Raw genomic sequence first — 13,621 nt, 5'->3', positions numbered from 1 at the left:
CAGCTTGCGCGCGCCCTCGTTCCACCCGACCGGGACGCCCTCGTCGTCGATGAGCGCCCGTGCCGTGTCGGCATCGTCGAACGGATAGCCGGAGCTCATCGTCGCCACTCCATTGCGCACCCACAGCGAGCAGAGCGCGTCACTGGTGTTCCAGCGTAGTGCCAACCCCGCGTCCGTGAACCCGCGCGCTCCGTCGGAGGGAGGGAGCGGTTCCGGATCGAGGTGACGGGTGGGGCAGAAGGAAGCTGCCGCACCCTTGACGGGTCTGTGTGCCACGCCGTCAGAATCTGTTTGTTCACGATGAGTTGTGAGTATTTCTGGGCCCTGATGAGGGAGAGCCGCCCATGACGGTCACACGCAGATCGGTCCTGATCGCCGGCACGGCAGCCCCGGCGGCCGGCGCACTCCTCGGCGCCGGGACCGCCCCGGCGGCGGCAGCCGCCGCCACCCCGGGGCGCCGCACGGTCGCCCTCCGCGACGGCTGGCGGTTCGCGCTGGTCGACCCGGGCGGCATCACCGACCCGACGGGCGCGTACCACGACGCCGCCGCGCCCGGGTACGACGACTCGGCCTGGCGCGAGGTGGTGGTGCCGCACGACTGGAGCATCGAGCAGACCCCCACCACCGAACACGGCACCACCAGCGGCACCGGCTTCTTCCCCGGCGGTCTCGGCTGGTACCGCATCGCCTTCACCCTGCCGCCGGCGCTCGCCGGCAAGCGGATCTCGGTGGAGTTCGACGGCGTCTACATGGACTCGTCCCTCTACTGCAACGGCACCGAGGTCGGCCGTCACCCCTACGGCTACACCGGGTTCGCCTTCGACCTCACCGATCTGCTGCACACCGACGGCAGCACCGAGAACGTCCTCGCGGTCAAGGTGCAGAACCAGCTCCCGAGCAGCCGCTGGTACTCGGGCAGCGGCATCTACCGCGAGGCCCGCCTGGTGATCACCGAGCCGGTGCACGTGGCGCGCTGGGGCACCTACGTCACCACGCCGGAGATCACCGAGGCGAGTGCCGTCGTCCGGGTGCGGACCTCCGTGGTGAACGAGTCGGGGGCCGCGGCCGACGTGCAGATCCGCTCGACGGTCACGGACCCCGACGGCCGTACCGTCGCCCGGACGTCCTCCACGGTCACCGTCACCGGCACCTCGGCCGAGACCCACGAACTCACCGTCCCCGGGCCCCGGTTGTGGGACTTCGCGACCCCGCACCACCGGTACACCGTGCACACCGAACTACGCGTCGGCGGCCGGGGCGTCGACACCTACGACACCACCTTCGGTATCCGCTCCTTCCGGTTCGATCCGGACGAGGGTTTCTCCCTCAACGGCACCCACACCAAGATCAAGGGTGTCGACCTGCACCACGACCAGGGCGCGCTCGGCGCCGCGATCAGCATCGACGCCGTACGCCGGCAGATGACCATCATGAAGTCGATGGGCGTCAACGCCTTCCGCACCTCCCACAACCCGCCCTCACCGCAGATGATCCAGGTCTGCGAGGAACTGGGCATCGTGATGATGGTCGAGGCCTTCGACTGCTGGCACACCGGCAAGACCACGTACGACTACCACCGGTTCTTCGACGACTGGTGCGAGAAGGACGCCACCGAGATGGTGCTCGCGGCCCGCAACTCACCCGCGGTGGTCCTGTGGTCCATCGGCAACGAGATCCCCGACTCCACGTCCACCGCCGGGCTCGCCATGGCGGACCGGATCATAGGCGCGATCAAGGCCGCCGACGACACCCGCCCGCTCGTCATCGGCTCGGACAAATACCGCAGCGTCCCGCAGAAGGGCTCGGCGGCGGACCTCATGCTCGCCAAGCTCGACGGGCTCGGCCTGAACTACAACACCGCCAAGTCGGTGGACGCCCTGCACGCCGCCTACCCGCACCTGTTCCTCTTCGAGTCCGAGTCGTCCTCCGAGACCTCGACACGCGGCACCTACCAGGAGCCCGAGCACCTCAACACCGGCGAGAACCACACCCCCGGCAGACGCGCCACCTCGTCCTACGACAACAACCTCGCGTCCTGGACGATGAGCGGCGAGTACGGGCACAAGAAGGACAGGGACCGGAAGTGGTTCGCCGGGCAGTTCCTGTGGTCCGGCATCGACTACATCGGGGAGCCCACGCCGTACGACGTCTTCCCGGTGAAGGCGTCCTTCTTCGGCGCCGTCGACACGGCCGGCTTCCCCAAGGACATGTACCACCTGTTCCGGAGCCAGTGGACCAGCGAGCCCATGGTTCACCTGGTGCCCATGACCTGGAACCACGAGAAGGGCGACACGGTCGAGGTCTGGGCGTACGCCAACGTCGACACCGTCGAGCTGTTCCTGAACGGAAAGTCCCTCGGCACGCGGAAGTTCGACACCAAGAAGACCACGGACGGGCGAACCTACCTGGAGACCACCGAGGCGACCGGCGACGACAAGACCTTCACCACGGGCCCCTACCCCGGCAGCTACACCAGCCCCAACGGCAGCGCGGGCAAACTCCACCTCACCTGGAAGGTGCCCTTCGAGCCGGGCGAGCTGAAGGCCGTGGCGCGGCGGGACGGCAAGGCGGTCGCGACCGACGTCCTGCGCACCGCCGGGCCCGCGCACGCCCTGCGCCTCACCCCGGACCGCACGTCCCTGGCCGCCGACGGCCGCTCCTTCGTCTTCGTGACCGCCGAAGTGGTCGACGTCCACGGCGTGGTGGTGCCCGACGCCGAGCACCTGATGACCTTCGACGTGCAGGGCGGCTCCCTCGCCGGGCTCGACAACGGCCGGGAGGAGAGCGCCGAGCGCTACCAGGCCACCACCCGGACCGCCTTCCACGGCAAGGCACTCGCCATCGTGCGCTCGGGCACCAGGGCGGGGACCCTGAAGCTGACGGCCCGGGCGGACGGCCTGAGTACCGCCACCGTGACCGTCCGCACCACGCCCGCGCGATCGACCGCGCTCACACCGGCGCCGGTGTTCAGGCCCGACCTCCCGGCAGCTCCCACCTACCCCCACGCAGACGCCAGTTACTCCGGGCGCCCGGACACCCTCCCCGCCGCCATGCTCGACGACGACCCGGCCACCGGATGGTCCAACGCCTTCTACAAGTCGGCCACCGCCCTGCTGCCCGTCTTCAACGGCGCCCGGCCGAAGGACTGGGTGTCGGTCGACTTCGGGCGCCGGCGGACCATGGACCGCGTCGAGGTCTCCTTCACCGTCGACGCGATGCACGCCCGGCCCGCCTCGGTCGAGGTCTCCGTCCGGGACGGCAACCGATACGTGCCGGTGACCGGGGCCGCCGTGGACTGGGCCACCGCCTCCGACACCCCGACCGTGATCACCTTCGACGCGGTCCGCGGCTCCGGCCTCCGCCTGACGGTGACCAGCGCCCGCCCGGGCGCCGCCGACGGCGCGGTCCGCATCAGCCGACTGGAGGTCCCGGCCGGCTGAACCGGGGCCCTCCAGGTACCGGCGACTGCGCCGTGCTGTCGCCGGTACCGTGCTCTCCCCATGCTGACCTGGGGGTATTTACGAGTAAGTACCCTCGCGGTACCGTTACCGGCATGCCAGCCCTCAACGTGGAGTTCAGTGATCGGGAGCTAGAGGACCTGCGGCAGATCGCCAAGGAGCGCGGTACGTCGATGAAGGCCCTGGTGCGCGAGGCCGCCGCGGCCGACATCGCGCGGCACCGGGCCCTTCAGGAGGGCGCCGAGGCCTTCCGCCGGTTCTTCGCCACGCACGCCGACGAGTTCGCGGCGGCCTTCCCCGACGACGAGCCACCCGTGAAGGGCGAGGGGCAGGACGCCTGACCGATGACCTCCGTCATCCACATCGACGTGCCCTGGCTGCTCCAGCGCCACGAAGAGGTCCTGCCGGACCAGCCTGTCATCAACGACTTCTCCGCGCTGGTCGCCGCGGTCGCCCGGCACCGCGTGGACCCGCCCCGCCTCGGTGTGGACTCCGACCCGGCCTGGCGCGCCGCCGCCCTGCTGCACACGCTCGCGCTGCTCAAGCCACTGCCGTCGGCGAACGCCCGCTTCGCCTGCGCCACCGCGGTGGCTTACATGTTCGTCAGCGGCGTCGGTATCGACCCGCCCTACGGCGCCCTCGTCGACCTCACCCGGGACCTGATCTCCGGCAAGGCCGACGTGTACGGCGCCGCGGACCGACTGCGGTCCTGGCAGATCTGAGGGCGCCCGCATCCCCCTGTCCGGCCCGCCTTCGGGGCCGCCGACCGAGGGCGGTGGATCAGGGTCGGCGGCCCGTTGCGCGCGGCAGTGCCGCCGTGCCGCGCGGGGCCGAAGGGAAGGCCGGCCCCAGTGGACCACGGTGCTCCGCCGCGGCGGGAGCGTGCGAGCGGCGTCGGCGCGGGCGCGTGGTTCACACGGGGCGCGTGGGACGGTGAAAGCGGTTACGAAAACAGCGAGTTGACGGCGAGGGTTACCCGTGCCCTTTTCCTGCTGCCGATGTTGTTCAAGTGCCTTGTTGGCCATCAGCGACCTGTGCAAAGGTGACCTGTCTGCGCAGGGGCAATGGCCGGGGCGACATCGCTGCTCGCTATTCCGGGCCGTCGGCGAGCTCAAAAGGCTCATCCGCCGACGACCGCCGTGCAGCCGTCACCCGTGGCCTTTTCCCGGCGCCGGCACCGAAATGGCCACCCATCGGCCCTTTCGGCGAGCAGAAATCCGCGTGCGGCCTTGCGCCCTGGAAGGAACCCGCTCAGTGCACACCCCCCACCCCCAGCGACCGCCCTATCCACCCCGTCCCGGCGCGGCACGGGAAGAATCCGACGAGAACCTGGCCGCCCGGCTCAGGGACCGGCCCGTGGGCGAGACCACCCTGCCCGTCGCGTTGCTGATGGCCCGGCACTGGCAGGCGGCGTACGACTACGCGGTCATCTGCCTCGCCTCCTCCGGCGACGTCGCCGCGATGGCCACCGCCGCCGCCTTCCACCGGGTCCTCGGTGACCTGACCCGCTCGCGTTCCGTGGTGGCGCTGCGCCCGAGACTTCTCGTGGCGGTCCGGGACACGGTCGCGCAATGGGCCGCGGAGGACCGGATATCCGGTGTTCTGCCGCAGTTGAGGAAACCCGCCGGAGGTCGCGGTATGCGGGCCGCGAAGTCCCTGACGCCCGAAAGCGGCGCCCTCGCCGAACACGCTTTCCGCGCTCTGCCCCCGCTCTCCCAGTCTCTGCTGTGGCACATCGAGGTCGAAGCCGAGCACATCTCCGTCCCGGCAGTTCTGCTGGGCATGGACTCCGAGACCGCGGCGGCCGCACTGGAACAGGCACGGGAACAATTCCGGGCGGGCTGTGTACGCGCCCACCGGGAACTCGCGCCGAGCGCCGAATGCCGCTTCCACAACCGCCTGCTGGACGTCCCCCTGCGCCGCGGCGGCGACCTGCTGCCCGAGGTCCACCAGCACGTCCTGCAGTGCCGGCACTGCGGTTTCGCCGCCGAGCAGCTGAGCCGGTTCGAGGACGGCCTCGGCGGACTGCTGGCCGAGGCGGTCCTCGGCTGGGGCGCCCGGCGTTACCTCGACTCCCGGCACGGCCGCACCCCGCACCCCGCACGCACCGGCTCCCAGGGCCGTCACCCGGGCGGCGGCGGACGCCACCGGCTGCTCACCCGGATCCCCGCGGCGGGCCGCAGGATCACGGCCGGGGAGCGGAACACGAGGACCCTGCTGACCGGCGTCGGCTTCGCCACCGTCGCCGTCCTGCTGACCCTGCTGGTCACCGGGGTCTGGACCGACGACGGAAGCGGCGCCGACCCGGTCGCCTCCACCAGCGCGAGCGGCGGCCCGAGCACCCCCTCGCCCCGCTCCGGCTCCCAGGCGCCGCCCGGCACGGCCGGACTGCCCGCAGCCCCGCAGGAGACCCGGCTGCGCGCCGTCGCCGCCGGCCTCTGCCTCGACATCCGCGGCACGGTCCGGGTCGGCGCGGGCACCCGGCTCGCGACCTGCTCGTCGGCGTGGACCCAGAAGTGGTCGTACGAGAGCGACGGCCTGCTGCGCAGCGTCGCCGACCCGGGGCTGTGCCTCGACTCCCACGTCGGCGACAGGGCCGTCACCCTCGCCCCGTGTGTCGAGCCGGGCCAGGCGCACGCCGACGACGTCCGCTACGACCTCACCGTGGGCGGCGAGTTGCTCCCGCGGTGGGGCGCGGGCCTCGCCGTCACGCCCGCGAACGACGAACCGGACGCCGACATCGTCGTCAGGGGCCGCGACGGTTCCGACGCCCAGCGGTGGGCGACCGACGGCCGGTCCGCCGCACCCCGGTCACTCTCCATCACCGGGACGGTCGGGACGCGGACCACACCGGCCGGCACGGAACCACCGCCCACGGCGCCGGCCCGGCGACCCGCCGGCCGTCCGTACGGGCAGTCGGCGGCCCTTGCCTGACGGCCCCGACGCCGGTCCGAGCCACCCCGCTGCTCCGAGCGACACACCGGAGAGCCGGCCACCGCGGCCGAGGGCCGCATCCGGATGTCCGACTACCGTCCCTCCGGGAGGGTAGTCGGGGTGGGCGGATGACCCCGGGATCACCAGTGGTCGCGACAGAGGGACAGAGAGGCGGCATCACGTGCGGACCGTCGGAGTGGAAGAGGAACTCCTCCTGGTCGACCCGGAGACCGGTGAGCCGAAGGCGCTGTCGGCCGCCGTCCTCGCCCGCGCCGCGCAGGACAAGGCGGACGAGGGCCTGTTCGAGAAGGAGCTGTACGGCCAGATGCTGGAGTTCGCCACGCATCCGCAGACGGACATGGCGGAACTCGGCGCCGAGATCGTCCGCTGCCGCCGGGAGGCGGCCGAACACGCCGGGGAGATCGGCTGCGCCGTGGCCGCGCTGGCCACCTCACCGCTCCCGGTGAGCCCGTCCATCAGCGTGAACCGCCGCTACCAGTGGATGGCCGAGCAGTACGGCATCGCCACGCGGGAACAGCTGGTCTGCGGCTGCCATGTGCACGTCTCGGTCGCATCGGACGAGGAGGCCGTCGCGGTGGTCGACCGCGTGCGGCCCTGGCTGCCCGTACTGGTGGCCCTGAGCGCCAACTCCCCGTTCTGGCAGGGCAGGGACTCCGGCTACGACAGCTACCGCAGCCGGGTGTGGGGGCGCTGGCCCTCCGCCGGGCCGACGGAACTGTTCGGGTCGACCGAGCGGTACCACCGGCGGGTGGCCGACATGGTCGCCACCGGAGTGATCCTCGACGAGGCGATGGTCTACTTCGACGCACGTCTGTCCCCGCGGTACCCGACGGTGGAGATCCGGGTCACCGACGTCTGCCTGCACGCGGACACCGCACAGTTGGTCGCCACCCTCGCCCGCGGGCTGGTGGAGACCGCGGCGCGGGAGTGGCGGGCGGGCCGGGAGCCGGTGGACCACAGCGTGAGTCTGCTGCGGCTGGCCGCCTGGCAGGCGGCCAGGGCCGGCCTGGCGAGCGAGCTGCTGCACCCGAGGACCATGCGGCGCATGCCGGCGGAGTCGGTGGTGCGGGACCTGCTCGACCACGTCGGTGACGCGCTGGCCGGCACCGGTGACCTGGACCGGGCGGACCAGGCCGTGACCGGGCTGCTGGAGCGGGGCAACGGCGCCCGGGTGCAGCGGGAACTGATGGAGCGGACCGGGAGCCTGCGCGACGTCGTCCTGGAGTGCGTACACCACACCCAGGGCAAGCCTCGCTCCTGACGCGGCATCAACCCCGCTCTTGACGCAGCATCAGGAAGCAGGGCTCCTGACATCTGTTCCGTATGCCGTCAGGTCACCACGTCCCGAAGTTCCCCTCCCGCCATGAAGTCCGCCGCGTTGCGGACCGCCGCGAGCGCGATCCGCACGAGTGTCTCCCGGGTCACTCCGGCGACATGCGGGGACAGCACCACGTTCGGCGCCTTCAGCAACCTCAGGGCCGAGGTGGGCGGTTCGGGGTCGAACACGTCGATCCCGGCCCCGGCCATCGCGCCCCGCTCCAGCGCGTCCGCCAGCGCGTCCTGGTCGATCAGGGCGCCCCGCGCCGTGTTGATCACGAACGCGGTGGGCTTCAGCAGCGCGAGACGCTCGGCGTTCAGCAGATGCCGGGTCGTCCCGGTGAGCGGCGCGTGCAGCGTCACGTAGTCGGACGTGCGCAGCAGCTCGTCCAGGCCCACGTACCGGGCCTCGAGTCGGGCCTCCGTCGCCGCGTCCACCGGCTCCGGGCCGGCGTACAGGATCGTCATGTCGAAGGCGGTCGCCCGACGCGCCACCTCCTGGCCGATGTGGCCGAGCCCCACGATGCCGAGGGTCTTCCCGGACAACTCCGTGATGGACTGCTGCAGCCGCGGCAGCGCCCAGTCGGCGTCGACGAGTGCGGTGTGCGCCGGGACCAGTTGCTTGGCCAGGGCGAGCATGAGTGCGAAGGTCTGCTCGGCCACGTTCTGTTTCTCGGCGCCGCTGGAGCCGATGTTGCAGACCGGGATGTTCCGGGCGCGGGCCGCGTCGAGGTCGACGTAGTCGAAGCCATGGCTCGCGCACTGGATCAGCGCCAACCCCGGTGCTGCGGCGATGTGTTCGGCGGTGACCGGACCGAGCCCCGTGACGATGACGTGAGCCGCGCGCAGCGCCGCCGGGTCCTCGTCGGTCCGCTCCACCACGGTCACCCGGGCGTCGCCGGGGAAGACGGTGGCGAGCGCTGCGCCCGCCTGCCGACCGCCCACGTGCGGCGAGACGACGGCCAGGACGTTGGTGGTGCGGGTGGTGCCGTTCGTGCCGTTCGTGCCGTTCGTGTCGGTCATGCGGTTTCCTCGATCAGGTCGGCGGGGGCGAGCGTGGCGGGGCGGGAGTGCCCGGACAGGGCGAGGGTGAGGTCGAACTCGGCGAGCAGACAGCGGATCACGTGCTCGACGCCCGCCTGGCCGTCGAGCCCGAGACCGTAGGCGTACGGCCGTCCCACGAGCACCGCCCGCGCGCCCAGCGCGAGCGCCTTGAACACGTCGTCGCCGGTACGGATCCCGCTGTCGAACAGCACGGTCAGCCGGTCCCCGGCAGCCTCCACCACGCGCGGCAGCGCGTCCGCGGCGGCCACGGAACCGGCCACCTGCCGGCCGCCGTGGTTGGAGACCACCACACCGTCCATACCGGCGTCGACGGCCTCGCGGGCGTCGTCGGGGTGCAGGACGCCCTTCAGGACGATCGGCCCGTCCCAGTTCTCCCGCAGGAACGCCAGATCCGGCCAGGTCTTGCCGGGGTCCGCGAACATGCTCACGAAGTGCAGCACCGCTGTGTTGGGATCCTCGTGCACCGGCTTCGCCAGCCCCGCCTGGAACGCCGGGTCGGTGAAGTAATTGGCGGTGCCCACCCCACGCAGGAACGGCAGATACGCCTGGTCCAGATCGCGGGGCCGCCAGGCCAGCAGGGGCGTGTCCAGCGTGACGAACAGCGCCGTGAACCCGGCCGCCTTCGCCCGGGTGAGAAAACTACGGGTGACCTCGCGATCCTTGGCCCAGTACAGCTGGAACCAGCGCTCACCGTCGCCCGACGCCTCGGCGACCTGCTCCATCGGCGTGCTGGACGCCGAGGACAGGATGTAGGGCACACCCTGCGCCGCCGCGGCCCGCGCCGCCGCCGGCTCGGCGTCCGGATGCATGATCGACAGCACTCCGATCGGAGCCAGGGCCAGCGGCGCGGGCAGCCTGCGCCCCAACACCTCGACGGACAGGTCGCGTTCGTGCACGTCCCGCAGCATGCGCGGAACGATCCGGCGACGCTCGAGCGCGGCCCGGTTCGCCCGGGCGGTGCTACCGGTGCCCGCGCTGCCCGCCACATAACCGACCGGGCCAGGTCCGAGCCGCCGCTCGGTCAGCTCCTCCAACCGGGTCAGATCGGTGGGCAGCCGCGGTAGGGCGCCCGTCATGCCGTTCAGATAGATCTCGTACTGGAAGTCCGCCCAGTGCTTCGCCATCCCGTACGTCCCGCCTCTCGTCCGCCACGACCACCGCTGTCGACCGCGCTGTACGCCGATGATCCTGGCGACCATGACAAGGCCCGTCCACCGACGTGCGCACATCACACGGCTGGAATCATCACTCTGTGACAAGTGAGCCACCCAAGGTCCGGAGCGCCGTCCGGGCGGAGATCGTCGCCGACCCGCGGGTCGTGGCGGCGGTCGTCGCCGCCGTCCACGCCACGGTGCCGGCGTACGCGGCGCTCGACGACGGCCGGCTGGCCGAGGTGCGGGCCATCGCGGCCTGGGGCGTGGACCGGCTGCTGCACCTGTGGGCCACCCAGGGCACCCTGGGGCCGGCCGATCTGCGCCGCGTCCGCGGGATCGCGGCGGCCCGCGCGGCCGACGGACGGCCCGTGCAGGCCGTGCTGCGCGCCTACCGGGTGGCCGCCACCGTCCTCACCGACGAGGTCGCCGCCCGTGCCCGCGCCCTGACGGCGGCGGACGGCCTCGCACTGGCACGCATTCTGCTGACGGCCCTGGACACCCTGTCGGAGGAGATGGCCACGGCGTACGCGGCGACCGCCGAGGACCTGGCCGGGGACCGGGACCGCGCGCTGCGGCTGCTGCTCGACGATCTGATCGCCGGCCGGCACGCCTCGGTGGGCGCGCTGACGGACCGCTCGGCCCGGCTGGGCGTCCAACTCCCCGACCCCTACTGCCTGCTGGTGGCCGAGCCCATGACCGGAGGCGGCCCCGACATGTCGTACGAGGCCGCCTCCGGTCTCCTCGACGCGCTCGACGACGGCGCCGCGGCACTGTCGACGGTGCGCGGTTCCCGCGCCGTCCTGCTGATGCCCGCGACAGCCACAGGCCGGGTACCGGCCCTCCTGGACGCCCGGGCGTGGCATGGCTGCGCGATCACGGGCGAGGGCCTGGACCGGGTCGCCGTCGCCCACCGGCTGGCGGCCGACGCCCTGGACACGGCCCCCGCGCACGCCCACCGGCCCGGCCGCGTCCTCGACGACGCCGACGCACACGTCCTCGCCCTGCTCGCCGGGCACCCGGCGGCCACCCCGGACCACATCGCCCGTCTCGTTCTCGGCCCGCTCACCGACCCCGAACAACGCCACCTGCTCCAGGCCCTCACGGCGTACCTCGACGCGGGCTCGGCCACCGCCGCCGCCCGCGCCCTCCACCTCCACCCCCAGTCCCTGCGCTACCGCCTGCGCCGTGTGCGCAGCCTGACGTCCCGTGACCCTCGCGACCCCTGGCAGCGCCTGACCCTGGACATCGCCCGCGCACTCAGGCCCTGACCGGCGTCAGGCCCTGGCCGCGGTGCCCACACGGGCCACCGCCCGGACCGGTGCGCCGTCCGCGCCCGGGAGGTGCAGGGGGAACAGGAACACGTCCACCGGGCGGCCCGCCGTCTGGGCGGCGGCGACCCGGTCCAGGGCGGTGAGGTTCTCCGCGATCACGCCACCCACCCCGCACAGCACCCGGTGCGCGGGCAGGTCCGGGTCGCCGGTCGGGTCCACGCTCAGCGCGTCCACGCCGACCGTGCGGACGCTCGCGCCCACCACCGCCTCCATCGCCTCCGGCGTCAGCCAGGGATGGGCCAGGTAGGCGTCCGTGCCCCAGTACGCCGACCAGCCGGTGGCCACCAGCAGGATCGCACCCGGCCGCAGCCGCAGCAGGCTCAGCGCGGGCGCCAGCAGCCCGGGTGTGATCGGCGTGCGGGCCGGCAGGCCCCGTACGTCCGCCACCACCGCCGGGCCCGCGAACCGCTCCAGCGGCAGCGCGTCCAGCGCGGGCCACGCCGAGTCGACGTGGTACGGCGCGTCGACATGCGTCCCGGACTGCGAACCCAGGTGCAGCGCCAGCACGTTGACGCCGTCCGTCGCCACCCGCAGCGCCCGCTCCACCTCGACCTGCGGGTCACCGGGATACACGGGCATCCCGGTGACCACGGGCACCGACAGGTCGAGCCAGGACTCCATCAGCTGCCCTCCGCCGCGAGCGCGGGAGCGGAGTCGCCCTGCGGCGCACCCGGGCCGGTGATCGGCGGCACCGGCACATCGACCGTACGGGCCAGGCGCGCGCCCTGCGGTCCGTACGCCGCCCGTGGCTCCGGGAAGAGCCGCAGCAGTGCGAGGTACAGCACCGCGGCGACGGCCAGGGACAGCGGCAGGCTGATGTCGACGCCGTTCGCCAGGTTTCCGAGGGGGCCGACGAACTGGCCCGGGATGTTGGTGAACAGCACCCCGGTCACCGCCGCCACCCACCAGGCGGTCATGCCCCGCCAGTTCCAGCCGTGCGCGAACCAGTAACGGCCGCCGCGCTGACGGCGGTTGAAGACCTGGAGGGCGTCCGGGTCGTACCAGCCGCGCCGGGTGTGGAAGCCGAGCATCATCACGACCATCCACGGAGTGGTGCAGGTGATGATCATCGTGGCGAAGGTGGAGATCGACTGCACCAGGTTCAGTCCGAAACGGCCGATGAAGATGAACGCGATCGACAGCACGCCCACCACCAGCGTCGCCTGCACCCGCGTGAGGCGCGGGAAGACGGACGAGAAGTCCAGACCCGTCCCGTACAGCGATGTCGTGCCGGTCGACATGCCCCCGATCAGCGCGAGCAGGCACACCGGCAGGAAGAACCAGGTCGGCGAGATCGCGAGCAGTCCACCGACGAAGTCCGGGGCCGAGGGATCGACGTACTTCGGCGCCTGCTTGGCGATGATGCTCGCCGTGGCCAGGCCGAACACGAACGGCAGCAGCGTCGCGATCTGCGAGAGGAACGCGGCCCCGACCACCTTGCGGCGCGGCGTGTCCGCGGGGATGTAGCGCGACCAGTCGCCGAGGAACGCGCCGAACGACACCGGGTTCGACAGCACGATCAGCGCGGCGCCGATGAACGAGGGCCAGAACAGGGCCTGGGTCGCCGGATCCGCCGAAGCGGTGAAGACACCCGCGTACGACGGGTCGAAGTCCCCGGCGAACGCGATCGCGCCGAGCAGGAAGAGCACGGTCGCCGACGCCACCGCGATCTTGTTGACGAACAGCATGAACCGGAAGCCGTACACGCACACCGCGAGCACCAGGCCCGCGAACAGCGCGTACGCGACGACGTACGACGGCGTACTGCGCTCCAGCCCGAACAGCCGGTGCGCGCCGCCGACCAGGGCGTCGCCGGAGCTCCACACCGAGATGGAGAAGAACGCGATGGCTGTGAGCAGCGACAGGAACGAGCCGACCACGCGGCCGTGCACCCCGAGGTGCGCGGACGAGGAGACCGCGTTGTTCGTGCCGTTGACCGGGCCGAACACCGCCATCGGGCACAGGATCAGCGCGCCCGCGGCCACGCCGAGGACCGTTGCGGCGAGCCCCTGCCAGAAGGAGAGACCGAACAGGATCGGGAAGGCGCCGAGGACGCAGGTCGAGAAGGTGTTCGCGCCGCCGAAGGCGACCCGGAACAGATCGAGCGGAGTGGCGGTGCGGTCGGCGTCGGGGATGCGCTCCACGCCGTACGTCTCGACCTCGGTCAGGGAAGGCGGCGCGGCGGCGGGGGAGGAAGGGGCGGGATTCTCGGGCAACGGGGCTCCAGCGGGGCAGGGGTGGTGGAGCGCGTTCGTGGCGCTGCGGGGCCGAACGGCTCCGGGTCACCGCCGGGGTGTGCGGGCGCGAGGAGGCCGTCCCATGGGGATTCGCCGACGCTAAA

Annotated in this window: 10 protein-coding genes; 6 read left to right on the top strand and 4 right to left on the bottom strand. The window is 72.2% G+C overall.

Features of this window, described 5'->3' with window-relative positions:
- Positions 1–344: 344 nt before the first annotated feature.
- The 5 genes from ACFYZJ_RS19100 (at position 345) to ACFYZJ_RS19080 (ending at position 7,674) form a co-directional block, all read left to right on the top strand.
- Entirely contained in the window at positions 345–3,440 is a 3,096-nt protein-coding gene (locus ACFYZJ_RS19100; RefSeq protein WP_388569286.1) for a glycoside hydrolase family 2 TIM barrel-domain containing protein, read from the top strand.
- 113 nt (positions 3,441–3,553) lie between these two features.
- Complete coding sequence (locus tag ACFYZJ_RS19095; RefSeq protein ID WP_200423030.1) at positions 3,554–3,799, top strand: hypothetical protein; 246 nt, start codon at positions 3,554–3,556, stop codon at positions 3,797–3,799.
- Between the two features lie 3 nt (positions 3,800–3,802).
- Positions 3,803–4,180: a toxin Doc gene (locus ACFYZJ_RS19090; RefSeq protein ID WP_200423029.1), complete on the top strand. Its 378-nt coding sequence runs from the start codon at positions 3,803–3,805 to the stop codon at positions 4,178–4,180.
- 532 nt (positions 4,181–4,712) lie between these two features.
- Positions 4,713–6,392 (top strand): RICIN domain-containing protein, encoded by a 1,680-nt coding sequence (locus ACFYZJ_RS19085; protein ID WP_388569283.1) that lies wholly within the window; start codon positions 4,713–4,715, stop codon positions 6,390–6,392.
- Between the two features lie 181 nt (positions 6,393–6,573).
- Positions 6,574–7,674 carry a glutamate--cysteine ligase gene (locus tag ACFYZJ_RS19080; RefSeq protein WP_388569280.1) on the top strand — a complete coding sequence of 367 codons (1,101 nt, stop codon included), beginning with the start codon at positions 6,574–6,576 and terminating at the stop codon, positions 7,672–7,674.
- 68 nt (positions 7,675–7,742) lie between these two features.
- On the opposite strand, the gene ACFYZJ_RS19075 is transcribed toward ACFYZJ_RS19080, so the two are convergent.
- A complete protein-coding gene (locus ACFYZJ_RS19075) occupies positions 7,743–8,753 on the bottom strand; it encodes a 2-hydroxyacid dehydrogenase (RefSeq protein ID WP_388569277.1) in 1,011 nt (336 codons plus the stop codon).
- Positions 8,750–9,919 (bottom strand): lactate 2-monooxygenase, encoded by a 1,170-nt coding sequence (locus ACFYZJ_RS19070; protein ID WP_388569275.1) that lies wholly within the window; start codon positions 9,917–9,919, stop codon positions 8,750–8,752. The genes ACFYZJ_RS19075 and ACFYZJ_RS19070 overlap by 4 nt, the downstream gene beginning before the upstream one ends.
- A 128-nt stretch (positions 9,920–10,047) precedes the next feature.
- Between ACFYZJ_RS19070 and ACFYZJ_RS19065 the strand changes: the two genes are divergently transcribed.
- Entirely contained in the window at positions 10,048–11,217 is a 1,170-nt protein-coding gene (locus ACFYZJ_RS19065) for a PucR family transcriptional regulator (protein ID WP_388569272.1), read from the top strand.
- A 6-nt stretch (positions 11,218–11,223) separates the two neighbouring features.
- On the opposite strand, the gene ACFYZJ_RS19060 is transcribed toward ACFYZJ_RS19065, so the two are convergent.
- Together ACFYZJ_RS19060 and ACFYZJ_RS19055 are read right to left on the bottom strand one after the other, a co-directional pair.
- Positions 11,224–11,901, bottom strand: a complete 678-nt coding sequence (locus tag ACFYZJ_RS19060; protein ID WP_388569269.1) for a cyclase family protein — start codon at positions 11,899–11,901, stop codon at positions 11,224–11,226.
- Positions 11,901–13,496, bottom strand: coding sequence for a purine-cytosine permease family protein (locus ACFYZJ_RS19055; RefSeq protein ID WP_388569267.1), 1,596 nt, complete (start codon positions 13,494–13,496; stop codon positions 11,901–11,903). Before ACFYZJ_RS19055 ends, ACFYZJ_RS19060 begins: the two co-directional genes overlap by 1 nt.
- Positions 13,497–13,621: the final 125 nt, after the last annotated feature.

The organism is Streptomyces sp. NPDC001848, assembly GCF_042891915.1.
Taxonomy (GTDB): domain Bacteria; phylum Actinomycetota; class Actinomycetes; order Streptomycetales; family Streptomycetaceae; genus Streptomyces.
This window is presented reverse-complemented; position numbering and strand designations above follow the sequence as displayed.